General features: G+C 46.4%; 24 protein-coding genes. 12 read left to right on the forward strand and 12 right to left on the reverse strand.

Features of this window, described 5'->3' with window-relative positions; genetic code table 11:
- The first annotated feature begins 360 nt into the window (after nt 1-360).
- The 3 genes from Y79_RS0114490 to Y79_RS0114500 all read left to right on the forward strand — a co-directional run bounded on the left by Y79_RS0114490 (nt 361) and on the right by Y79_RS0114500 (nt 2,652).
- On the forward strand, nt 361-798 hold the full coding sequence (locus tag Y79_RS0114490) for an HIT family protein (RefSeq protein WP_007409220.1): 438 nt from the start codon (nt 361-363) through the stop codon (nt 796-798).
- Nucleotides 799-933: 135 nt separating this feature from the next.
- A complete protein-coding gene (serC, locus tag Y79_RS0114495) occupies nt 934-2,013 on the forward strand; it encodes a 3-phosphoserine/phosphohydroxythreonine transaminase (protein WP_016938342.1) in 1,080 nt (359 codons plus the stop codon).
- 120 nt (nt 2,014-2,133) lie between these two features.
- Nucleotides 2,134-2,652, forward strand: coding sequence for a tryptophan transporter (locus Y79_RS0114500; protein ID WP_016938343.1), 519 nt, complete (start codon nt 2,134-2,136; stop codon nt 2,650-2,652).
- 57 nt (nt 2,653-2,709) lie between these two features.
- Here the strand turns inward: Y79_RS0114500 and yhzF are convergent, their stop codons facing one another.
- The gene (gene yhzF / locus Y79_RS0114505; protein WP_007409223.1) at nt 2,710-2,901 is read right to left on the reverse strand and encodes a membrane protein YhzF; all 192 of its coding nucleotides are present in this window, start codon (nt 2,899-2,901) and stop codon (nt 2,710-2,712) included.
- 118 nt (nt 2,902-3,019) lie between these two features.
- On the opposite strand from yhzF, the gene Y79_RS0114510 reads away from it, so the two are divergent.
- Nucleotides 3,020-3,376, forward strand: a complete 357-nt coding sequence (locus Y79_RS0114510) for a YtxH domain-containing protein (protein WP_007409224.1) — start codon at nt 3,020-3,022, stop codon at nt 3,374-3,376.
- Between the two features lie 179 nt (nt 3,377-3,555).
- The gene (locus Y79_RS0114515; RefSeq protein ID WP_016938344.1) at nt 3,556-4,167 is read left to right on the forward strand and encodes an HTH-type transcriptional regulator Hpr; all 612 of its coding nucleotides are present in this window, start codon (nt 3,556-3,558) and stop codon (nt 4,165-4,167) included.
- Here the strand turns inward: Y79_RS0114515 and Y79_RS0114520 are convergent.
- Entirely contained in the window at nt 4,164-4,505 is a 342-nt protein-coding gene (locus Y79_RS0114520; RefSeq protein ID WP_003155243.1) for a YhaI family protein, read from the reverse strand. The two genes, Y79_RS0114515 and Y79_RS0114520, sit on opposite strands and share 4 nt — an antisense overlap.
- A gap of 210 nt (nt 4,506-4,715) precedes the next feature.
- Here Y79_RS0114520 and Y79_RS0114525 point away from each other — a divergent pair, with 210 nt between their 5' ends.
- Both Y79_RS0114525 and Y79_RS0114530 read left to right on the forward strand, forming a co-directional pair.
- Nucleotides 4,716-5,246, forward strand: a complete 531-nt coding sequence (locus Y79_RS0114525) for a DUF3267 domain-containing protein (protein WP_016938345.1) — start codon at nt 4,716-4,718, stop codon at nt 5,244-5,246.
- Between the two features lie 60 nt (nt 5,247-5,306).
- Nucleotides 5,307-5,525, forward strand: coding sequence for a hypothetical protein (locus Y79_RS0114530; protein ID WP_003155245.1), 219 nt, complete (start codon nt 5,307-5,309; stop codon nt 5,523-5,525).
- Nucleotides 5,526-5,577: 52 nt separating this feature from the next.
- Here the strand turns inward: Y79_RS0114530 and yhzE2 are convergent, their stop codons facing one another.
- Nucleotides 5,578-5,664: a sporulation protein YhzE2 gene (yhzE2, locus tag Y79_RS01000000120175; protein WP_013351705.1), complete on the reverse strand. Its 87-nt coding sequence runs from the start codon at nt 5,662-5,664 to the stop codon at nt 5,578-5,580.
- A gap of 124 nt (nt 5,665-5,788) precedes the next feature.
- The gene (locus Y79_RS1000000120975; protein ID WP_016938346.1) at nt 5,789-5,875 is read right to left on the reverse strand and encodes a YjcZ family sporulation protein; all 87 of its coding nucleotides are present in this window, start codon (nt 5,873-5,875) and stop codon (nt 5,789-5,791) included.
- 158 nt (nt 5,876-6,033) lie between these two features.
- Here Y79_RS1000000120975 and Y79_RS0114545 point away from each other — a divergent pair, with 158 nt between their 5' ends.
- On the forward strand, nt 6,034-6,891 hold the full coding sequence (locus tag Y79_RS0114545; protein WP_016938347.1) for a peptidylprolyl isomerase: 858 nt from the start codon (nt 6,034-6,036) through the stop codon (nt 6,889-6,891).
- A gap of 38 nt (nt 6,892-6,929) precedes the next feature.
- Here the strand turns inward: Y79_RS0114545 and Y79_RS0114550 are convergent, their stop codons facing one another.
- The 6 genes from Y79_RS0114550 to Y79_RS0114575 all read right to left on the reverse strand — a co-directional run bounded on the left by Y79_RS0114550 (nt 6,930) and on the right by Y79_RS0114575 (nt 14,646).
- Nucleotides 6,930-7,157 (reverse strand): sporulation YhaL family protein, encoded by a 228-nt coding sequence (locus tag Y79_RS0114550; protein WP_013351703.1) that lies wholly within the window; start codon nt 7,155-7,157, stop codon nt 6,930-6,932.
- Nucleotides 7,158-7,268: 111 nt separating this feature from the next.
- On the reverse strand, nt 7,269-8,213 hold the full coding sequence (gene yhaM / locus Y79_RS0114555) for a 3'-5' exoribonuclease YhaM (RefSeq protein WP_016938348.1): 945 nt from the start codon (nt 8,211-8,213) through the stop codon (nt 7,269-7,271).
- 73 nt (nt 8,214-8,286) lie between these two features.
- Entirely contained in the window at nt 8,287-11,166 is a 2,880-nt protein-coding gene (locus tag Y79_RS0114560) for an ATP-binding protein (RefSeq protein ID WP_016938349.1), read from the reverse strand.
- On the reverse strand, nt 11,163-12,386 hold the full coding sequence (locus Y79_RS0114565) for a metallophosphoesterase family protein (protein ID WP_016938350.1): 1,224 nt from the start codon (nt 12,384-12,386) through the stop codon (nt 11,163-11,165). Before Y79_RS0114565 ends, Y79_RS0114560 begins: the two co-directional genes overlap by 4 nt.
- 111 nt (nt 12,387-12,497) lie before the next feature.
- Nucleotides 12,498-13,757: an ABC transporter permease gene (locus Y79_RS0114570; RefSeq protein ID WP_016938351.1), complete on the reverse strand. Its 1,260-nt coding sequence runs from the start codon at nt 13,755-13,757 to the stop codon at nt 12,498-12,500.
- A complete protein-coding gene (locus Y79_RS0114575; protein WP_016938352.1) occupies nt 13,750-14,646 on the reverse strand; it encodes an ABC transporter ATP-binding protein in 897 nt (298 codons plus the stop codon). The genes Y79_RS0114570 and Y79_RS0114575 overlap by 8 nt, the downstream gene beginning before the upstream one ends.
- Nucleotides 14,647-14,751: 105 nt before the next feature.
- On the opposite strand from Y79_RS0114575, the gene Y79_RS0114580 reads away from it, so the two are divergent.
- Nucleotides 14,752-14,937 (forward strand): YhzD family protein, encoded by a 186-nt coding sequence (locus Y79_RS0114580; protein ID WP_016938353.1) that lies wholly within the window; start codon nt 14,752-14,754, stop codon nt 14,935-14,937.
- Nucleotides 14,938-14,961: 24 nt separating this feature from the next.
- On the opposite strand, the gene Y79_RS0114585 is transcribed toward Y79_RS0114580, so the two are convergent.
- Nucleotides 14,962-15,729 (reverse strand): enoyl-CoA hydratase, encoded by a 768-nt coding sequence (locus tag Y79_RS0114585; RefSeq protein ID WP_016938354.1) that lies wholly within the window; start codon nt 15,727-15,729, stop codon nt 14,962-14,964.
- 185 nt (nt 15,730-15,914) lie between these two features.
- Here Y79_RS0114585 and Y79_RS0114590 point away from each other — a divergent pair, with 185 nt between their 5' ends.
- From Y79_RS0114590 to Y79_RS0114600, 3 genes are read left to right on the forward strand one after another with little or no spacing between them, the layout of a single operon-like run.
- The gene (locus tag Y79_RS0114590; RefSeq protein WP_016938355.1) at nt 15,915-16,268 is read left to right on the forward strand and encodes a hypothetical protein; all 354 of its coding nucleotides are present in this window, start codon (nt 15,915-15,917) and stop codon (nt 16,266-16,268) included.
- Nucleotides 16,269-16,295: 27 nt separating this feature from the next.
- Nucleotides 16,296-16,793: a cation:proton antiporter regulatory subunit gene (locus Y79_RS0114595; protein WP_014469990.1), complete on the forward strand. Its 498-nt coding sequence runs from the start codon at nt 16,296-16,298 to the stop codon at nt 16,791-16,793.
- Nucleotides 16,794-16,800: 7 nt separating this feature from the next.
- Nucleotides 16,801-18,015 (forward strand): cation:proton antiporter, encoded by a 1,215-nt coding sequence (locus Y79_RS0114600; protein ID WP_016938356.1) that lies wholly within the window; start codon nt 16,801-16,803, stop codon nt 18,013-18,015.
- A gap of 25 nt (nt 18,016-18,040) precedes the next feature.
- On the opposite strand, the gene Y79_RS0114605 is transcribed toward Y79_RS0114600, so the two are convergent.
- Nucleotides 18,041-19,330, reverse strand: coding sequence for a lysine N(6)-hydroxylase/L-ornithine N(5)-oxygenase family protein (locus tag Y79_RS0114605; protein ID WP_016938357.1), 1,290 nt, complete (start codon nt 19,328-19,330; stop codon nt 18,041-18,043).
- Between the last annotated feature and the right edge of the window lie 63 nt (nt 19,331-19,393).

Below are 19,393 nucleotides of genomic sequence, written 5' to 3' on the forward strand. Positions count from 1 at the left end.
GAAGGAAACAGCTTTAATCAACTGAAAATGAGGTGTTTATAAAAGACGTCTTAGAACAGTTGGATGAAAATCAACATGTCTTATGCTTACAATTTCTTCACACACTGCTTTGATGATGTTCTTCAGTCATGATGAAATAATCAAATGAGGTGTTTGTCCCAGGAATGATCAAGCAGACCCATAAGTCTTCATTTTAAAAACAAATGAGGTGCTTACAAAAGGCATATTTAATTTTCTGTGATAAAGCTCGTACTTCTGCATCAGGATGAACGCCAGCCGTTCATCCTGTTTTTTATTTCATCGGGTTTTGTGGTACGATGAGAATATACATATATTTCTTTTCAGGGAGGAAACCCATCTATGCACAAAGCGGACGATTGTATTTTCTGCAAAATCATTGCCGGTGACATTCCGTCTTCAAAAGTATACGAAAACGAACACGTCGTTGCGTTTCTTGATATCAGCCAGGTCACAAAAGGCCATACGCTCGTGATCCCGAAAACACATATCGAAAACGTGTACGAGTTTACGCCTGAGCTTTCTAAAGAATATTTTGAAGCGGTGCCGAAAATCGCGCGCGCCATCCGGGATGAATTCGAGCCGATCGGGCTGAATATCCTCAATAACAACGGTGAAAAAGCGGGCCAATCCGTGTTCCATTTTCACATGCATATCATTCCGCGTTACGGAAAAGGCGACGGATTCGGAGCTGTCTGGAAGACACATGCCGAAGACTATACGCCTGACGATCTTCAGGAGATCGCGTCAACCGTCAGAAAACGGCTTGCCTCATCTTAAGGATGAGGTTTTTTTGCGCCCGAAACATAAAATACATAAAATAATATTTTTTCATATCAAAAAAATCTAAAAATTGTGATAGGATAATTGTATTATTTCTTACACTAAAGCGGAAAACAGGGAGAGATCGTAAAAATGGAACGTACAACGAATTTCAATGCAGGACCCGCAGCCCTTCCACTGGATGTGCTGCAAAAAGCACAGAAAGAATTTATCAACTTCAATGATACCGGCATGTCTGTCATGGAGCTGTCCCACCGGAGCACAGAATATGACGCGGTGCATCAAAAAGCGAAAACCCTTCTGAAAGAACTGATGGATATCCCCGACGATTATGATATTTTATTTCTCCAAGGCGGAGCAAGCCTTCAATTCTCAATGCTGCCGATGAACTTTTTAACGCCGGAGAAGACGGCGCACTTCATCGTGACGGGCGCATGGTCTGAAAAGGCCCTCGCTGAGGCGAAACTGTTCGGAAACACATCCGTCACAGCAACAAGCGCAGATTCAAACCACAACCATATACCGAAAGCGGACCTCTCACAGATAAAAGACGGCGCCTACTTGCATATTACGTCCAACAACACGATTTTCGGAACGCAGTGGAAAGAGTTCCCGAATTCACCGATTCCGCTCGCAGCCGACATGTCAAGCGACATCCTGAGTAGAAAATTTGATGTCAAAAAGTTTGATGTCATCTACGGCGGAGCCCAGAAAAACCTCGGGCCATCCGGCGTTACGGTCGTCATCATGAAAAAATCATGGCTTGAAAACGAAAACGCCAACGTTCCTAAAATTTTGAAATATTCCACCCACACAAAAGCCGATTCACTGTATAATACGCCGCCTACATTTGCGATTTATATGCTGAGCCTCGTCCTTGAATGGCTGGCTGAAAACGGCGGTGTCGAAGCGGCTGAACGGCGCAACCGGGAAAAGGCGGATGTCCTGTACGGCACAATCGATGAAAGCGGCGGATTTTACGCGGGCCATGCCGAAAAAGACAGCCGTTCTCACATGAATATTACGTTCACCCTCCGCGACAGCAGTCTGACGAAAAAATTCGTTGAAGAAGCGAAAGCGGCAAAAATGACCGGACTCGCCGGCCACCGCTCAGTCGGAGGCTGCAGGGCGTCTGTTTACAACGCCGTCAGCCTGGCTGATTGTGAAAAACTGGCTCAGTTTATGAGAAAGTTCCAGCAGGAAAACGAATAAATTTCTTCTAACATAACGGTTCCTTTGATATACTGTTTGCATATCAATTTTTCCGGCCATCGCAATAAATGACGAGCATATTATTGGATGGCGAAAAAGCTTAGCAGAGGAGAGCTTAGTATGAAAACAAAAGAATTAGTCATTATGGCCCTGTTTGCGGCAATCGGAGCGGTGCTTCATTCCATTATGCCGCCGGTATTATTCGGAATGAAACCCGATATGATGCTTGTGATGATGTTTATGGGTATTCTGTTATTCCCCCGTGTGCAGAACGTGCTGATGATCGGGATTGTAACGGGAATCATTTCCGCACTCACGACATCTTTTCCGGGGGGACAGCTTCCGAATATCATTGAAAAACCGGTAACGGCGTTTCTGTTTCTCGCACTGGCGCTTTTGGTGAAAAAAAGCGTGAAAACAGCGGCGGCTGCCGTCATTACGATAGCCGGCACTTTCATCTCCGGTGTGATCTTTCTGGCGCTGGCCCTTCTGATTGTCGGCCTGCCGGGCGGATTCACGGCATTGGTGCTCGCGGTCGTCCTTCCGGCGGCTGCGCTGAACGCGATCGCCATTATCATCATGTATCCGATTGTGCAGACGATCTTAAAACGGTCCAATATGATTGAAACGGCAAAATAGCCGCATACTGAAACCTCTTCCGGCCGGAAGAGGTTTTTTAATGTGTTTCAGCATGTTTCATACGAGAAGTTTTGTGAAAAAGATAAGGAACAATGCGAGGGCGGTTCCTGCTGAGCAGACAATGGCCTTTTGGCGGACGACCCGCTTCGGCGGATAAGAAGCGGCCTGGCCGAGCAGTTTCAGGTAATAAACGGCGCCCGCCGCAAAGACAAGAGCCATACAAGATAAAACAATCATGAAGACAGACAACCTTCTCCCTCCTTTTCCCTTAAAAAATATGCTAAAATAAAGCAAGCTATGTATAGAAGTTTATTCTTCTGAACAAAAATGGTAAAAGCTTATGAGAAAAAAAACGGGGTGATTTCAAATGGCTGACGGACGTTCCCTTTTAACAGGCCTTTTCGTAGGCGGATTGATCGGAGGCGCAGCGGTTTTGCTTTCGGCTCCTTCATCCGGAAAAGAGCTGCGGGGCAAAATTAAAGCGAATTGCAATTCAATTGAGGACACAATCAAACGGTTAAAAAAAGACGGAATGGCGCTGAAAGACCAGCTTGTCCAAACGGCGAAAGAAAGCGCCGAAGTCATTAAAGACGTAGGCGGAGAGCTTCAGACAAGCATTAAAAGGTGGCAGGAGGAAATCAAGCCGCACCAGCAGGATCTCCAAAAGGAAATCGCTGATATTGAAGAGAAAATCAGACAGCTGGAGAAAACCTTACAAAACTAATATCCTATACAACCAAAAAAAGTGCGGACATATTGCGTTCCGCACTTTTTTTTGCGGTTTAAAGCCTTTCACAGCAACGGATTTAGAATTTATTATAAAATTCTTAAATTTTCATCTTTATTAATCTTTATTTTATTGGCATAATAGAGGAAAAGAAAATGTGAAGCAGGTGATCTGTATTGAATCGTGTTGAACCGCCTTACGATTTAAAAGAAGCTTTAATCTATACCCAAAAAATGGCACAGCTATCCAAAGCGCTGTGGAAATCTATCGAGAAAGACTGGCAGAATTGGCTGAAGCCGTACGATCTTAATATTAATGAACATCATATATTATGGATTGCTTATCAGCTTAAAGGAGCTTCTATTTCGGAAATCGCCAAATTCGGCGTTATGCACGTATCAACTGCATTTAATTTTTCAAAAAAACTTGAAGAACGCGGGTATCTGAATTTTTCCAAGCGGCTGAATGACAAACGGAACACGTACATTCAGTTAACAGAAGAAGGGGAAAAAGTATTTGAAAGTCTGCTAGAGGAGTTTGACCCGTCGAGAAACGCGGTGTTTAAAGGCTCACAGCCGCTCTACCACTTATTCGGGAAGTTCCCGGAGATGGAAGAATTGACCTGTGTCATCCGCCACATTTACGGAGAAGATTTTATGGAGATATTCGAGAAATCATTGACAAACATAAACAATGATTTTGAAAGTGAAGACGGAAGCCTGAAGAAAAAAGCGGGCGAATCGGCTGCCCATGAAACGGCTGAAGAGCTGGAACCGGTCAGCAATTAATCAAAGTGCTTCATAATCTCGATGAATTCTTCCATCAGCGCTGTATAAAGCCCCTGCTCGTACAAAGCAAAAATCGTTTCATGAACATCTAATTTTTCGTTCAGCTGTCCCGCAAAAAGCGCAAGGAGCTTGTCGAACGTCACAAAGCCTTGCGCTTTTTGCGACTCCAGCTCGTCCTCCAATTCGCGGCAGATCCGCCCGACCTCTTCACCTTCCTCTTCGGTCAGCCCTTTTTCAATCATCATCGCATAAAAAGGGTACTTATCCATATCCACCGTTTTCACCAGCAATTGTATGTAATATTCTAACCGCCCGATACGCTGATCCATTGAATCCATCCGTTTCACTTCTTTCTATCTTTAATCTTATTTTAGCTGATAATGAATGGAGAAGAAAGGTTAAACCGTACATTTCCATGTTTCACCGCTCTCTTCTGTTCTTCTCTTTCCGGGTTTATTTTTTTCTTTAAAAAAGGATTGATTTTTTCTCCTGAAGAGAGTAAATTATTTTGAGATTGTATTCCATCTTTGTACGGAAGGATGACTCTGATGAATTGCTGGAAAACCATTAATCTGATTAAAGATTATGGTGCGGTTCGTTTATTATTGACTGCTGTAGGTTTTATGATCCTGTTTTTTATATGCAACTTCTTGGCATTCGGGCTGCTTCGTCCGAATATCAGTTTAAGTGACGGGCATGTATTAGCTTTTTGCGTTCTGCTCGTCGTTACTTTATTTGTACATAAAGTCATACATGTCCTGCCAATGTTTTGCAAAAAAAGAAAAAAGGAAATGAAAATGTACTTTTTGCGGATGCCGACATGGAAAGGCATACCGAAAACAACGATGCTGATTTCAACGATCAGCCCGTTTTTATTCATTACGCCGGTGTTATTTTATGCAGGCTTGGCATTCCCGAGACACGCCCATTACTTTTATATGATTTCGAGCATTCATGCGGGCTATTGCCTGCCTGATCTGCTGTTTGCGCTGCACCTGGTCAAAGCGCCGAAATCATGTCTGATTGACCAGGAATCCGACGGCTTTGATATTTTAGTAAAAAAAGTGCCGGAGTCCTGATGTCCCGCTGATTTTTCAGCTTACATTCTATCTTTTTCAATAAATATTTGGTAATGTAATATGGGAGCAGTTCAGAGAGAGGGGGAATCTCCCATCATTTTATTCTATTTTATCGTGGCTGCCCTGTTTATTCTTTATTTTATAAACAGGCTCACAAATACATTATGCCTTGTCAGAGAGATTCCTGAAGACCGGCAGGATAAGGTATTCCGCTTTATTAATGTATCTATTTTAATTTTACTGATCTCTTCGTTCGTCGAGATCTCCTTTACTGTGTAAACAGGCAAAAAAAGATGGCTGCCGGCGGATTAACGCGGACAGCCATCTTTTTTTAGTAAATCCAAGAAGCGCCGATGATGATCAATAAGATGAACAGAACAACCAACAATGCAAAACCGCCTGCAAATACTTCACCCATCTCCAGAAGCACCTCCTACAAAACGTTTTATTTTTCCAATTACATCATATGCAATTCACTTCAGAAACGCTTAGGCGCCTGGGTAAGAAAATGGACCGCTTTTGGAAAAAGCGATCCGTTTCGCTTAGCAAATGTAAGCTGCACCTACAATGACAAGCAAAATGAACAATACGACGAGCAGTGCAAAACCGTTTGAATATCCTCCGCCCATGGTTCATTACCTCCTTTTCATGATCAATATATTTGTATGTATCAGGAAAAAGTTTGACTAGACGAATGCCCTTTATTTAAAATCTTTTTACAGAAAGCCACAATATGTTATGATACGCATATGCAATTTAATTTGGATGATTAGGAGTGTTTAAAGGAATGAAGAAAATCGCGATAGCAGCTATTACGGCAACGAGCGTCCTGGCTCTCAGCGCTTGCAGCAGCGGCGACAACGACGTGATTGCCAAGACGGATGCCGGCAATGTAACAAAAGGCGAGCTCTACACGAACATGAAAAAAACCGCGGGCGCAAGTGTGCTGACACAGCTCGTACAAGAAAAAGTATTAGCCAAAAAATACAAAGTATCGGATAAAGAAATCGATACCAAGCTGAAAGAGTACAAAACGCAGCTCGGCGATCAGTACAGCGCCCTTAAACAGCAGTACGGCGAAGATTACCTGAAAGATCAGGTGAAATACGAACTGCTTGCACAAAAAGCGGCGAAAGACAACATCAAAGTGACTGACTCCGATACGAAAGAATATTACGACGGCTTAAAAGGTAAAATCCGCGCGAGCCACATCCTTGTCGCTGACAAAAAGACAGCTGACGAAGTGGAGAAAAAGCTGAAAAAAGGCGAGAAATTTGAAACGCTTGCGAAAGAATACTCAACCGACAACTCAAAAGACAACGGCGGCGACCTTGGCTGGTTCGATAAAAAATCAATGGATGAAACATTCAGCAAAGCAGCATTCGGCCTGAAAGTCGGACAAGTCAGCGATCCGGTCAAAACAAAGTTCGGTTATCATATCATCAAAAAGACAGAAGAACGCGGCAAATATGATGACATGAAAAAAGAACTGAAAGAAGAAGTTCTTAAGCAGAAATTAAACGACAACTCAGCTGTACAGGCGGCGATTCAAAAAGTCATGAAAAAAGCTGACGTAAAAGTTGAAGACAAGGACTTAAAAGACACGTTTAACACTTCATCATCAGCATCTTCTCAATCTAAATAAAAAAACTGTGCGGGCTCTAGGCGAGCCGCACAGTTTTTTTATGCGATCGAATGATTGGAATTTTCTTCTGCATCTCCGTTTTCATTTTCGGGCGCCGCCATACGGCGCTCGCGTTCCTGCTCCATCCGTTCAATATACACTCTTCCTTCTTTTTCAATAAACGACTGGTCAAGCTTTTCCTCTTCTTTAGCTGTCGTAAAAAGCTTATAAGCGCTGAAAATAATCCCGATAATGCAAAGGTATACCCACCAAGGAAAAAATAGCACGTTGTTTCCTCCCTTTTTACCCAAAGTCTTTATTTTAAGCTATGCCTGATAAAGACAAGTTATGAGAGCTGAACGTAAAAAAGACCGATCGTAAAGGATCGGCCTTTTTTCTTATTGATGGAAAGTCGGTTTGTAGAAAGAACGGTTTTCAAGCGCAAATACACGCTCAGTGTATTCGCCCGGCTTCACCCGTTCCAGCGCTCTGTCCATCATGATCATTTTTGCATCCAGATTGTCAATGTAGTGCAGAATTTCCGCTTCTTTCACCATCGGCGGTTTCGGGCTTCCCCATTCCGCTTTTCCGTGATGGCTCAAAATCAAATGCTTCAGAATCAGCACTTCTTCAGCGTCAATCTGAAGCTCTTCGGCTGCTTTTGAAAGCTCTGTCACCATGATTGAAATGTGTCCCAGCAGATTCCCTTCCACGGTGTATGTTGTGGAAACAGGGCCTGAAAGCTCTTTTACTTTGCCGAGGTCATGAAGGATGACTCCCGCATACAGTAAATCCCGGTCAAGAGACGGATACAGATCGGCAATCGCTTTTGCCAGGTTCAGCATCGACACAACATGATACGCAAGCCCTGAGACGAACTCATGGTGGTTTTTAGCAGCCGCCGGGTAATCCATAAAATCAGCGGCATATTTTTTGACCAGATGTCTCGTGATCCGCTGGATGTTTGGATTTTTCATTTCAAAAATGTATTGAGTGACGGTCTCCATCATTTCATCTTTCGGAATCGGCGCCGTTTCCAGAAAATCATCAATGCTGACATTTTCATTTTCGCCGGCCGGCCGGATGTTTCTGAGCTTAAGCTGGTTTCGTCCGCGATAGTGATGTACATCTCCGATTACCTTCACGATCGTCTGCGCCGCGTATGTTGTTTCATCAGTCGGCTTGGCATCCCACAGCTTCGCTTCGATATCCCCCGATTGGTCCTGCAGCATTAACGTCAGAAATGGTTTTCCGTTGCTTGCGATTCCTTTAGTCGAAGATTTAATCAGAAAGTATTGATCGACCTGCTCGCCGACCTCGTGCAGCATAATACCTTTTGCCATTCTATTAAAAGCTCCCTCCATATCTTACATAATACCAGTATAGCACATACCTCTTTTTTGAAAATAAACTCTTTTATGACAGGAGCCGCATGACTTGTCCGTTGTGAAATGACCGGCTCACATGCTCATGGCAGGTGAAATAAAGTATCTGCCTTCCGCCTTCTGTAAGCTGATTCAGCACATCAAACAGCCGCTCCAGCCGCTGCCTGTCAAAATGAACAAAACTGTCATCGAGTAAAAACGGCAGTGATACCGCAGATTCCCGTTCTGACGCAAGGGCAAAACGGATCGCCGCGTAAAGCTGCTCGCATGCCGCCTGTGACAGCTCGCTTGCAGAAAAAACCGTACCGTCTTTTTGCATGACCATAATGGAATCATCGGCCTCTGAGAAATACAATTTGTGATAGCGTCCGTCCGTAAGCGGTCCGTACAATGCGCCGGCGGTTTCTAACAGACGGGGAAGCGTCACCTTTTTATGCCGCTCCATTTTTTCTCTGATCACATGTCTGACCGTCTGCAATGCGGCCCACTCTTTAGCTGTTTTTTTAACGCGTTCCTTCTGCATTTCTGTCTGCTGTTTTAAATCGGACACAAGCCCCGAGGACTCCAGCTGCTCTTGCTTCACCGTTAATAAAGCAATCTGCTCACGGAGATGCGCGCTTTTTTCCTCGAGTGTTTCTTTCTCTTTTTCCTGCTGAGCGAGTGTATGTTCAAGTTCGGGCACTGTACGGCTCATGTACGGCGCCAGCTGTTTTTGGCCTATGCCGGACAAGTGCGTATCGATTTCGCGCAGCTGCCTCTCTGTTTCCCGGCGGCTTTCATTCAGCCTGGCGAGCTCACAGAAGTGTCCGCGGTTTTTTGCGTCTGCCGCCATAAAAAGCTGTTTCACCTGCTGTTCGTAGTAATGAACTTCTTCGTTTAATTCGCGCATTTGCTCTTGGGCATGCAGCAGATCCGTTTCGAGAGCCTGCTTTCGTTTTGCGTCCTCACGGGCCCGTTCCGCCTGCGCCAGCAAAGCACGCAATCTTTCTTTTACGGACAGCTCCAAGCCGTCTGAAGGACTCAGCTTTTTGACCCGTTCCTCAAATGATCTTTGCAGCTTTTGGAGCCGGCCCGCTTCAATGGTCAGTTCATGCTTGTTCAGAATTTCTTTTTTGACATCTTTCATCACATGATATGCGTCAAGAAGATGGGACGGGCTGCCCGAAAACCCCAGTTCCTTCATAAAATGTTCCGCCTGTTTTTCAGACGGCGCCATTTCGGCCTCCCATTCTTCATATTGGCGGATGACTCTTTCATATGCCGCTTCTTTCTGTTCAAGCACGGCTTGGTCCGCAATCAGCTGCTGGCGGTGCCGGCCGTCACGCCAAAGCTCTTCCTGCAGAATGTCAGCCTCTTCTTTTGAGATCGGCGGCTTTTTGTGAATGGCCCCTCTTCTTTCTGACGGCAGCGGCTTCTGTATGCCAGACAGCATATACAGCATCAAAGCGCCGGTAAAAAGGGCGGCGGGCAGCCATTCCTTTAACACAGCGAAAATCGCAATGAACACAATGCCCGCACCGAGAAAGAGCTTTTTTTGTTTGGCGCGCTGTTTTTCCAGCTGCTGAACATGCGCCTGCCATTCGTTTCCATCAGTATCAGCCATTTGCTTATATGATTGTAAAGCGGCTTCTTTTTCTTGCCTGACGGCGGGAGCCAAGATGTTTTCCGCCGTTACGGCATGCTTTCGTTCGGCGTCTTCCAGTTCCAGACGCGCTTGTTCGAAAATCGCATCAAGCTGTTTTTTTCTTTCTCTTGCCTGTCCGGCGCTCTGCACGGCTTCTTGCAGCCGCCATTCATATTCATAATCGGTGTTCAGCGAAAGAATGCCGTCTTCCTCATGTCTGCCGCCGAGCTGCTGTAACCCTGAAGAAACACGGGCCGATATCTGCCTGATTTGTGATTGGATGGCGGCAAGCTGTTCGCCGCGTGATTCGTACATATGCTGCTCGCCGGAAAGCTCCTGCAGCTGCCGTTCTTTTTGCAGCAGGTCCTCATTTGGCGCGAGCAGCTCAGCCTGCCGCCTGATTTCAGCCGTTTTTGCCCGAAGCCCTTCAAGCCGGGCCGCTTTCGGATGGAGATGCGATTCGTATTTTTCAAGCTGATGCATTCCGTCCTTCGGGAATTGCTCCAATGCTTCCGGATAAGAAGAAAGTTCGCTTTCCAACGCTGTTTTTTTGTCTGCGAGCGGCTTTGCTTCTATCGCCGCTTTTATTGTTTTGATTTCTTCAGTTACATCTTTCAATTGTGCTTCGGCATCCTGCAGACGGCCGCCGGCGCTTTTTTTCTCTTTCAGAAGGCTGTGATAGCCCGCTTCCGCAGCTTCCGCCTGTTTCAGCTGGGCGCTGAGCCGCTTTAACGTATCCAATTCCTGATTTAAACGGGGGTTCCGTCCGTTCGGCTTATACATTCTGTCGAGCTCTTTCGCCAGTCTGCCGTCAAGCTTTGCCGCCGCTTCAGATCCGAATAAGCTGGAAAACAGGAGAAACTCGCCGATTTTGTCCCGGTTAAAGGCTTGAATCTCCTGCAGTCCGAATACATCAAACGAATAGATTGCTTCGTACAGCGCCCGATCCGTATCGGAAAGCAGCTGTTTGAGCCATTCTCCGTCCTTGATTTCACCTGAAGGCAAATACACTCTGACTTTTTCGGCAGCGCCTTTTGTGCGTTCAATTTTAACAGCGCCGTAATCGTCATGCTTCAGTTCCACAACGCCGCCGTACACCCCGCCGTTTTTCGGTTCGTATTTTTTTGATTTCGGAAAACCGAACAGTACGCTTTTGATAAAGGACATCAATGTCGTTTTGCCCGCTTCGTTTAAGCCGTAAATCACTTGGACGGGCGAATCTGACAGCTGGAAGCTTCGGTTGGAAAATTTCCCGTACTGGTAAATCAGCATCGTCGTTATTTTCATCGCTGAAGCTCCTTCAGCTGGCGCTTTAAAACGGCTTGAGCCTGCCGTTTAATGTCCAGTATCTCTTCATCCGTAAATAAAGTCATCTGCCGCCGGTATACGGGATGACGCTCGAGCGCTTCAAATACACCGCTCATGTCCGCGCATTGATCTATGTCCTGAAGAAGCCCTTTAAAAAACGGATCCGGCGGCACTGTGTCTGTTTCATCCGTCCGATCCTCAATCGCAAGCGGCCAGATGAAACATTCCTCTTCAGCCTCTTCCTCCTGTAAAGCGGAAAGAAGCTCCTCCGCAATGCCTGCGGGCGCCTCCGTCCAAAAGCGGGGCGCCTCGCCGCGTAGCACCAGTCTGACACATGCCGGGCGGCCCGCGGCACGCAAGCCGGTGAACATATCCGATGCCGTTTTCATCAGTGAGGTCATATGCTCGGCTTCGGAAATGTCAAGATCAATTTCCTCCCATAAGACATCGTGCGCTTCTTTGAATTCCCAAGACATCTCACCGTCTGCCGCCCGGACGAGATAATATCCCTTAGGCCCGGTTTCTTTTAAATGGCGGGCCTGAATATTTCCGGGATAAATGGCGGCGGGATGCTTGGCGGACAGAACCTGCCGCTTATGAATGTGTCCAAGCGCCCAATAATCCATGCCGCTTTTTTCAAGGTCTTCTTTCGTAAACGGACAGTACGGGTCATGCCCATCCGCTCCTGATAACATGCCGTGGAGCATGCCGATATGATAAGGCGCGCCGGTCATTTTCCGGTAACGGGATGCCTGATTGGCCGTTACGCTTCTTTCCTGATAGCTGCATCCGTATATGCTTGCCGCGAGCTCTCCATTTTTAAAGAAGGATTTTTCCTCCGGTGTATCCGAAGTGAATATATGTACATTTTCGGGCCATTCAATCGGTGTCCACTCACCGCCCAAATGATCATGGTTGCCGAATATGACGAACACCTGGATATCCGCTTCCTGTAATCTGGTAAACTGCTTTCTCAAAAACAGCTGGGCTTTTAAACTTCTGTTCGCTTCATCAAACAGATCTCCCGAAAGCAGCATGAAATCTGCCTGCTCCCGGAGCGCCCCGTCGGTAAGACGGCGGACGCTGTGAAATGTGCTTTCTTTAATACGCGCATATACCGGTTCAGGCAGATGCGAAATGCCGTAAAACGGGCTGTCCAGATGCAGGTCAGCGGCATGAATAAACGTCAGATCAGCCATCTCGCCCTCCCCTTTCTGTAGGTTGAATTACCCTTATTCTAGCATCGTTTTCATACGAATGCACGTTCTGCACGATAAAAAAACAGCCCGGCTGTCCCGGGGCTGTTTCACTTATTTTTTGGAGATGCGCAGCGCTTGTTTGATCGCTTTGAATCCGCCGGCGTTTCCGTAAATCAAAACGCCGCCTTTGTAAATTTTCGCGCCGACCGCTGCAAAGATCACGATAGCGACCAGTGTCAGGGCGATTCCGGCCGCCGCCTGCCAAAACGGGATATCGAGCATTCCTACGCGTAAAAACATAATCATCGGCGTGAAAAACGGAATGTAAGATGTAACGGTAATAAAACCCGCATCAGGATTGCCAAGTCCGAACATGGCGATCATAAAACCTGCCACGATTAAAAAAACCATCGGCTGAATCGTCTGCTGCACGTCCTCTATCCGGCTGACAACACTGCCGAGAAACGCGGCAAGCGTCGCGTAAAGAAAATAGCCGAGCAGATAGAAAATGACGGCATAGACAATCGTCGAGACGGGAACATCCGAAAAATTGAGAAATGCACTGATCGGCGACGACTCATCATTTTGAGGGTTCAGCTTCAGTGAAAGAAAACCCGCCGCAAGCAGCACCGCAAACTGTGTGATCCCGACAAGCGCGATACCGAACAGTTTGGCAAACATCTGCTGAATCGGCGGCATGCTTGAAATTAAAATTTCCATGACCCGTGACGATTTTTCCGTCGCCACTTCCATCGCAATCATACTTGCGTACATGATAACCGAGAAGTAGATGACAAACAGCATGATGTATACAAGCCCCATCACCTGACCGAGCTCTTCCTCAGATTTCGCCCCTTTTTCCAACGCGTCTTTGCTGACTTCAGGCGGAGTGTAGAGACTGCTGACTTTTTCTGCCGAAATGCCGAGCTTGGCGGTTTCAACAGCGGTTTTTGTCTGGGTTAAAGCCTGCTTGAGAAGTTTATACGCTGATTCATCAGAAATGGTCAGCGCCTTGTAGGCTCCTGTTATCGTTCCTTTTTGATCTTGTCTGATGATAAAAAGCCCGTCCCATTCACCGTCTTTGACACGCTTTACGGCTTCTTTTTCGGACTCCTTCGTCTCCATCGCCTGCAGATCATTGTCTGTATCAGCCGCTTTAAGCTGTTTTGCAAACGCCGGGTAAAGCCCGCCCGTTTCATCAATCACCGCAATCTGCTGCTTGCCGTCATCCGATTGAAACACGGAAATGATCGATTGCAGGTTGGTCACCGCTAATACTAATAAAACGGTAATGGCGGTCGAAATAATGAATGACTTTGTCGAGATTTTGTTTTTATATGTATGAAACAGCATAATCCAGAATTTATTCATAAACGGCCCCCACCTTTTCTATAAAAATATCATGCAGTGACGGCTCTTCCAATTCAAACTTCCGTATAAAACCTTTCCCTTGCAGCGCCCGGAAAATATCCTGGGAAACCGGTTCATTCGCGACCTGCAATCTGATCCCGTCATTTGTTTCCTTCCATTTCACGACACCTTCATGCGTTTTTAAAAAGCTGAGATCATCATCTGAATGAACGGTGACATTTTTTTTGCCGAAAGACCGCTTAATGTCTTTCAGATTGCCTTGAACGACGGGTTTTCCCTTCTGGAGAATGCACAAATTCTCGCAAAGCTCTTCTACATGCTCCATTCGGTGGCTTGAAAAAACGATGGAAACGCCGCTGTTTTTCAAAGAAATAACCGCTTCTTTCAGCAGCTCGACATTCACCGGATCAAGACCGCTGAAAGGCTCATCGAGAATCAGCAGTTCAGGCTTATGCAGGACGGCGGAAATGAACTGGATTTTTTGCTGGTTTCCTTTTGACAGCTCTTCGACTTTCTTATTCTTGTAATCTGTAATGCCGAACCGCTCGAGCCATGTCATGAGCTCTTTTTCCGCCTCTTTTTTGCTCATTCCTTTTAATCTCGCAAGATAGACAAGCTGGTCACTGACCTTCACTTTCGGATACAGCCCCCGCTCTTCCGGGAGATAGCCGATTTTTTCGCTGATAGAATAATTGACCGGCTTCCCTTTCCAGCTGATCTGCCCGTCAGTCAGGCTTAAAAGCCCCAAAATCATCCGAAAGGTCGTCGTTTTTCCCGCGCCGTTTGCGCCGAGGAGCCCGAACATTTCCCTTTCAGGTATTTGCAGGTTCAAATTGTCAACAGCGGTAAAGCTGCCGAATGTTTTCGTTACGTTTTCAATTGTAAGCACGAATCCAACTCCTTTCCCGATCCATTATATACTAATAATGGGTAAAAATTAATGGAGGATTTTAAATTCTTTATGAGAATATCATTCTATAAAGGAGGTGACGTGATGGGACAATATGTATTGACCGCATTCCATGCGTCGGGAGAAAAACTGCTGGATGAACGGATCGAAGCAGGTAACGTGGCGGAAGCAAAGGCTGCCGGAGAGGCTTTGTTAAAGGAAAAAAAGCTTGAGAACACTGCTCATCGCTTAGTAAATGAAGCCGGAAAGCTGATTTTATTCCACAGATAACAGAAGCTTTCCGGCTTCTGTATTTTACCGGTTAAATTGCGGCGTCCGTTTTTCTAAAAAGGCGCGGATGCCCTCTTTATGATCATCCGTTTTTCTCATATTTTCCTGGGCCTTTCGTTCAAGAGACAAAACGTCTTTTAAACGGCTGATATGGAGGCTTTGATAAATAGCCTTCGTTTCAATCATTGCTGCCAGCGGCGCATGTAACAACCGGTCGATATACGGTTTTGCCCCTGCCGCAGGGTCGCCGCTGAACAGCCCGTCGGCAAGCTTGAGCTCCACCGCTTTTTCAGCCGGCAATTTTTCGCCGCTCCAAATCAGTTTTTTCGCTTCAATCTCACCGACGCGTTTCATTAATAAATAATGGCCTCCTCCGTCGGGAACCAGTCCGATGCCGATGAAATTCATCGCGAGGCGGGCATTTTCTTCGGCGAGAACCACGTCGGCACATAGCGCGAAACTCAGTCCGAGCCCCGCCGCGGCTCCGTGGATGGCGGCTATCACAATTTTTTTCATATCATAGAGCGTCAGTGTAATGGATTCGATCATTTTCATGAGCCGTTCATATTCTCCTGAATCATGATCCGATGTCATCATCTGAATATCACCGCCCGCGGAAAATCCCCTGCCTTCCCCCCGCAAAAGGACGATAAGCGCCTCACTGTCAGCTGCCATGACGCATGCATTCTCCAATTCCCGGAGCATTTGTTCATTGAGCGCGTTGTAACTGTCAGGCCGGTTCAGCACAATCTCTGCAATCTTTCCCTTTTCTTCATATCGAATATACTGCATGTTTACACCCTCCTTGTATCCGCTTACATATTTTGTTCAAATGATATATTCTTTCCGCCGAAGCGAAACCCCTTTATTTTTCAAGGTCAACAGATACCGAAAAATGCATATCATTTGAAACTCAACATACATTTTTATATAGTGAAATTGACATACAAAACAAAAAGGGGGGAGTAACGCCGATCATGAAATATGTGATACTGAGTTTTTTATTGAGCTTTTTTATGGTGCTGTTCCCCCCTTCGGATGTCGCCCTTCCTTCCCAATTGGTGACAGAAACAGACAGCCACGTTCAAATTTCGGTTTACCCGCAGGAAACGGACTCGGCAAAGACGCCGGCCCCTGCCAAAACCGCTCCGCACGGCCTGTCAAAAGGGTACGATGCGTTATCCCGAATGGTCACCCTGTTATCTGTCAAACCTCTTGATCAATTCATTGATTCCACACTGGAAAGGACATGCGCCATTCCGATACAATACCAGTCAAATTACCTCCGGCATCAGAGCCTTTCTCATTGCCAATCTGTATTTACGGTGTAAAAACAGTCTATTCCGGAGGGATTTTTTATGAATATTAAGGAAAACGATCTGCCCGGCATCGGGAAAAAATTCGAAATCGAAACGAGAAACCATGAAAAAATGACGATCATCATTCATGACGACGGCAGGCGGGAAATTTACAGATTTGATGACCGCGACCCTGATGAGCTTCTGGCAAGCATTTCTCTTGATGATGCGGAAGCAAGACAGATCGCCGCGATTATCGGCGGGATGGTGTACAAACCGCAGGCGCTTGAATCGATTGAAATGGCGTTCAGCGATCTGATTATCGAATGGTTTAAAGTTGAAAAAGGGGCTAAAGCGGCAGGCCGGACGCTCGGCGAACTGGATGTGCGCCAAAACTACGACGTGACGGTCATCGCCATCATTAAGCATAACCAGAAAAAGTTTTTAAACCCGGGCGCTGATTCGCTCCTTGAAGCAAACGATACACTCGTCCTTTCAGGCGAAAGAAAGCATTTGAAGAAACTGATCCAAGACTTTCTCTCCAGAGACGGAGTGTGATCTGTTTATGGATCATCTCGTATTTGAAGTCGGTACGGCGCTAGTTCTCGTGGCCATTGCAAGTGTCATCGCCAATAAAATTAAATTCTCGATTATTCCCTTCCTGATTATTTTAGGAATGCTTGTCGGGCCGCACGCGCCCCAAGCGGGCATCATTGACCTGACATTTATCGAAAGCCGGGAAGTGATTGAATTTTTCGGACGGATGGGCGTCCTGTTCCTCCTCTTTTACCTCGGGCTTGAATTCTCGGTCGGAAAATTAGTGAAATCCGGACGTTCCATTGCCGCCGGCGGAACGATTTATATTCTGATTAATTTCAGCTTAGGACTGATATACGGCTTCATTACGGGCTTTTCCTTTTTGGAAGTGCTTGTATTGGCCGGTGTCATCACGATATCATCAAGCGCCATTGTCGCAAAAGTGCTTGTCGACTTAAAGCGCACGGCCAATCCGGAAACGGAGCTGATTCTCGGCATCATTATGTTTGAGGATATCTTTCTGGCGGTTTACTTGTCCGTTGTTTCCGGGCTTGTATTGGGAGACGCGACGTCTGTCGGAGGCGCGCTGATGTCGATCGTGATCGCTTTCGGATACATGCTGCTGTTTTTCATTGCCGCTCGAAAATTGCCGCCTCTTCTGAACAAGCTGCTTGATATCCGTTCAAACGAGGTGTTTGTCATTGTCATTTTTGCAGCGCTCTTTTTCATTGCCGGCTTTTCCGAAACGATTCATGTCGCTGAAGCGATCGGTGCGCTTTTACTCGGACTCGTCTTTTCGGAGACGGCCCATTCTGACAGGATTGAGCATCTTGTCGTGCCGTTCCGTGACTTTTTCGGGGCCATGTTTTTCTTCAGCTTCGGGCTGAGCATTGATCCGTTTTCACTCGGAGATGCGGTCTGGCTTGCCCTCGGCGCCGTTTTGCTGACGATTGCCGGAAACTTTATCGCCGGCATGATTGCCGGGCGCCGGGCAGGACTTTCTCATAAAGCATCGTCCAATATCGGGCTGACCATCGTCTCCCGCGGCGAATTCTCCATCATCGTTGCGAATCTCGGCATCGCCGGCGGTCTGTCCGCCTCACTAAAACCCTTCGCCGCCTTGTATGTTTTGATACTGGCCATCTTCGGCCCTTTGCTCACGAAAGAATCGAAGCGGATATATCTCCTGTTGAACAGCGTTTTCAAATGGAAAAAGCCTGAAAAGACGCCGCAGAAATCATAAAAAAACTGACCCCTTACTAAAGGGGTCAGTTTTTTCGCGCGGGAAGAAATTGCTGAAAAGCCGTTTTTTTGTTAATGGAGAAATGCTCTTTTCCCAGAATGGTATTAATGATTTTTTGATTTCTGTAAACAGACAGCTTCAAATTCGTAGCCCCTGTTCCGTGGGCATGGTCAAGATTCGTTAATGTGAAGAAATGATGCCGCCTATTGTCCTTAAAGACGAGGCGGGAATCGGCCGTCACTTTAAACCGTTTCTCATCCTCCCATTCGATATCGGGAGAAATGGCCGAAAACCAATCCGGAATATGCGGCTTGAAGCCGGTCGCCAATATCACTTTTTCTGAATCGGCCGTAAAGGTTTCATCCATCTGCCATTGATGAAAGCTCAGTGCGCAGCGGCCGTTTTTCTTTTCAATTTTTTTAAGTTCCGCCATCGGCTGAATATAGACATCAGGCGAGCCTCCGCTGATCGACCTGTGGTACAGGGCATCGTAAATGTCAGCAAGTGTGTCAGAATCAATGCCGTGGCGCAGTCCTTCCAGCTCAGGCAGTGTATTCAGCCGTTCCTGAAAAGGCAGGCGGTTAAAATACTCCACATAATCGGGTGTAAACATTTCCTGTCCGAGCTTGGCGGTTTCCAACTCTCGAAATCCGGCGGAGCGTGTCACCCATTGCAGCCGGCAGCGGCGGTATTGTTCATCATGCAATAAATCAGAAAAGATCTCCGCTGCGCTCTGTCCGGAGCCGACTACTGTAATTGATTCGGCACCGGCGAGTTCATCTTTCCGGAACAAATATTCCGTGCTGACCATCGTGTCCTGACGCGCCCCGTCATCAATCTCTGCCGGAATAAGAGGCTCAGAACCCGTTCCCATGACGAAATGCTTCGTTTGATACACGCTGATGCTTCCGTCCTCAATGTTCTTGACGCTGACTTCATAATGGCCGCCGGCATTTTTCACGCCGATTACCTCTGAGCCGAAACGGCATGATTTGATTTCTGAAGCCGCCCAGCTCAAATAGTCGTTAAACTCCCGCCTTGGAATATCAAATTCATTAAACGTATAAAACCGGTACAGCCGGTCATGTTCATGGAGAAAGTTCAAAAATGTGTAGCGGCTTTTCGGATTGGCAAGCGTGACGAGATCAGCCAGAAACGCCACCTGTAAATCCGTTCCTTTAATTAACAGGCCCGGATGCCACGCAAATTCTGTCTTTTTATCGAAAAAAAGAGCGTCTGTTTCGGGTATATCCTCTAACAAAGCGGCAAGCCCTAAATTAAACGGCCCGATTCCCGCTCCTATGACATCATACATAATTACACCTCTTACGAATTACAGTCTGATGATCTTTTTCCCGTTTTCACATACAGATAAACA

This window comes from Bacillus siamensis KCTC 13613 (assembly GCF_000262045.1).
Taxonomy (GTDB): Bacteria; Bacillota; Bacilli; order Bacillales; family Bacillaceae; genus Bacillus; species Bacillus siamensis.

Excerpts from the sequence above, each read along its gene's own strand:
- Y79_RS0114490 (WP_007409220.1), top strand. The coding sequence starts at position 361 with ATGCACAAAGCGGACGATTGTATTTTCTGCAAAATCATTGCCGGTGAC.
- Y79_RS0114590 (WP_016938355.1), top strand. The coding sequence starts at position 15,915 with ATGAAATATGTGATACTGAGTTTTTTATTGAGCTTTTTTATGGTGCTG.
- Y79_RS0114565 (WP_016938350.1), bottom strand. The coding sequence starts at position 12,386 with ATGGCTGATCTGACGTTTATTCATGCCGCTGACCTGCATCTGGACAGC.
- serC (WP_016938342.1), top strand. The coding sequence starts at position 934 with ATGGAACGTACAACGAATTTCAATGCAGGACCCGCAGCCCTTCCACTG.
- Y79_RS0114585 (WP_016938354.1), bottom strand. The coding sequence starts at position 15,729 with ATGCAGTATATTCGATATGAAGAAAAGGGAAAGATTGCAGAGATTGTG.
- Y79_RS0114500 (WP_016938343.1), top strand. The coding sequence starts at position 2,134 with ATGAAAACAAAAGAATTAGTCATTATGGCCCTGTTTGCGGCAATCGGA.
- Y79_RS0114510 (WP_007409224.1), top strand. The coding sequence starts at position 3,020 with ATGGCTGACGGACGTTCCCTTTTAACAGGCCTTTTCGTAGGCGGATTG.
- Y79_RS0114570 (WP_016938351.1), bottom strand. The coding sequence starts at position 13,757 with ATGAATAAATTCTGGATTATGCTGTTTCATACATATAAAAACAAAATC.
- Y79_RS0114595 (WP_014469990.1), top strand. The coding sequence starts at position 16,296 with ATGAATATTAAGGAAAACGATCTGCCCGGCATCGGGAAAAAATTCGAA.
- yhaM (WP_016938348.1), bottom strand. The coding sequence starts at position 8,213 with ATGGCAAAAGGTATTATGCTGCACGAGGTCGGCGAGCAGGTCGATCAA.
- Y79_RS0114520 (WP_003155243.1), bottom strand. The coding sequence starts at position 4,505 with ATGGATTCAATGGATCAGCGTATCGGGCGGTTAGAATATTACATACAA.
- Y79_RS0114605 (WP_016938357.1), bottom strand. The coding sequence starts at position 19,330 with ATGTATGATGTCATAGGAGCGGGAATCGGGCCGTTTAATTTAGGGCTT.
- Y79_RS0114530 (WP_003155245.1), top strand. The coding sequence starts at position 5,307 with ATGGGAGCAGTTCAGAGAGAGGGGGAATCTCCCATCATTTTATTCTAT.
- Y79_RS0114580 (WP_016938353.1), top strand. The coding sequence starts at position 14,752 with ATGGGACAATATGTATTGACCGCATTCCATGCGTCGGGAGAAAAACTG.
- Y79_RS0114545 (WP_016938347.1), top strand. The coding sequence starts at position 6,034 with ATGAAGAAAATCGCGATAGCAGCTATTACGGCAACGAGCGTCCTGGCT.
- yhzE2 (WP_013351705.1), bottom strand. The coding sequence starts at position 5,664 with ATGGGTGAAGTATTTGCAGGCGGTTTTGCATTGTTGGTTGTTCTGTTC.
- Y79_RS1000000120975 (WP_016938346.1), bottom strand. The coding sequence starts at position 5,875 with ATGGGCGGAGGATATTCAAACGGTTTTGCACTGCTCGTCGTATTGTTC.
- Y79_RS0114560 (WP_016938349.1), bottom strand. The coding sequence starts at position 11,166 with ATGAAAATAACGACGATGCTGATTTACCAGTACGGGAAATTTTCCAAC.
- Y79_RS0114525 (WP_016938345.1), top strand. The coding sequence starts at position 4,716 with ATGAATTGCTGGAAAACCATTAATCTGATTAAAGATTATGGTGCGGTT.
- Y79_RS0114600 (WP_016938356.1), top strand. The coding sequence starts at position 16,801 with ATGGATCATCTCGTATTTGAAGTCGGTACGGCGCTAGTTCTCGTGGCC.